At 56.7% G+C, this 1,194-nt stretch carries 2 protein-coding genes; both read right to left on the reverse strand.

What is annotated here, in order from left to right; translation table 11 throughout:
* Window positions 1–9: 9 nt before the first annotated feature.
* The gene (locus K3G39_RS20400; protein ID WP_370627294.1) at window positions 10–723 is read right to left on the reverse strand and encodes an IS630 family transposase; all 714 of its coding nucleotides are present in this window, start codon (window positions 721–723) and stop codon (window positions 10–12) included.
* The gene (locus K3G39_RS20405; protein ID WP_220628020.1) at window positions 663–1,133 is read right to left on the reverse strand and encodes a helix-turn-helix domain-containing protein; all 471 of its coding nucleotides are present in this window, start codon (window positions 1,131–1,133) and stop codon (window positions 663–665) included. Before K3G39_RS20405 ends, K3G39_RS20400 begins: the two co-directional genes overlap by 61 nt.
* Window positions 1,134–1,194: the final 61 nt, after the last annotated feature.

Consider the following 1,194-nt stretch of genomic DNA (forward strand, 5'->3'; position numbering starts at 1 on the left):
ACAGTCAATTTAGTCATTAGGTATCACTTTAGCATACTGAGAAGCCATCTTTTCCCTGGCCTCCTTGACTGTGAAGCTCCAGTGGATTTTTACTTGTTTCTCATTTCGTTCTTCTATCCAGGGCACTAGCTGTTGCTCGAGCTCCTGGATGGTGGCGATGCGCCGGTTAAGGCACTGCCTGGAGAGGGCCGAGAACTCGATCTCGACCATGTTGAGCCAGGAGCCGTGCCTGGGCGTGTAATGGAAGTTGATCAGTTGCCGCAGCTGGGCCGCCCTCTCCAGGGGCAGGTGCTCGTAAAAGGAGCCGTAGCGGTGGGTGTTGAGGTTGTCCTGCACCAGCTCTATTTTCTCTGCCTCGGGATAGTGCTGCTTCAGCACCTGATCCACAAAGGCGGCGTAGTCTGCCTTGGTCCTCCTTTCGCTGACCTTGCCGTAGCGTATGCCCCGGTCCACATCATAGACCATAAACACGGCGCAAGTGCCCATCCTCCTGTACTCGTGGTCCTGGCGCAGCGGCTTTCCCGCTTTCAGGGGCAGGGGAGCCAGCACATCATCCAGCAGCTGGCAGGGCCGCTCGTCCAGGCACAGGCGCGCCACCCCCGGCTGGGCTGGCCGCTGGTAAAGCTCCAGCACGTCCTCCATCGAGGCCAGGTAGTGGCCGTCTAGCTGCCCGATGCACCACTGCTTCTTCTGCCAGGGCTTGAGGCGGCTTTTTTTAAACACTTGCGCACGGCCTCATGGCTCAGGCTCTCCACATAACCCAGCTCCACCACTTTCTCTGCCAGCAGGCGCAGGCTCCACTGGCTCCGGCCCTCGGGGGCCTGGCTGCAGGCAAGGGAGGTAATGCAGGCCTCCACCTGCTGGGTGATTTTAGGTGGCTGTCCCGGTTTTGGTTTATCCTCTATGGCTTTTGAGACATCCCCCTTTTCCTCCCGGTATCTGGTCTTCACGTTGGTGACTGTTGCCTCGCTTACGCCCGAAAGTAGCGAGGCCTCTTTGAGAGTTGCCCCACCATGGAGCTGCAGCAGTACATGCGCCCGCTTGATCGCCCGGGCAGAGTGCTTGCCTTTGCTCACATAATGCTCCAGGTACTCTTTATCTGATTCACTCAATTTTATTTCTATCTTCTCCATGCTTCCTCCTGCTTTTAAGGAAGAAACGCAATCATTACCTACTAAGTTGACTGTGTACTAG

This window comes from Pontibacter sp. HSC-14F20 (assembly GCF_019599265.1).
Lineage (GTDB): Bacteria > Bacteroidota > Bacteroidia > Cytophagales > Hymenobacteraceae > Pontibacter.

Excerpts from the sequence above, each read along its gene's own strand:
- K3G39_RS20405 (WP_220628020.1), bottom strand. The coding sequence starts at position 1,133 with ATGGAGAAGATAGAAATAAAATTGAGTGAATCAGATAAAGAGTACCTG.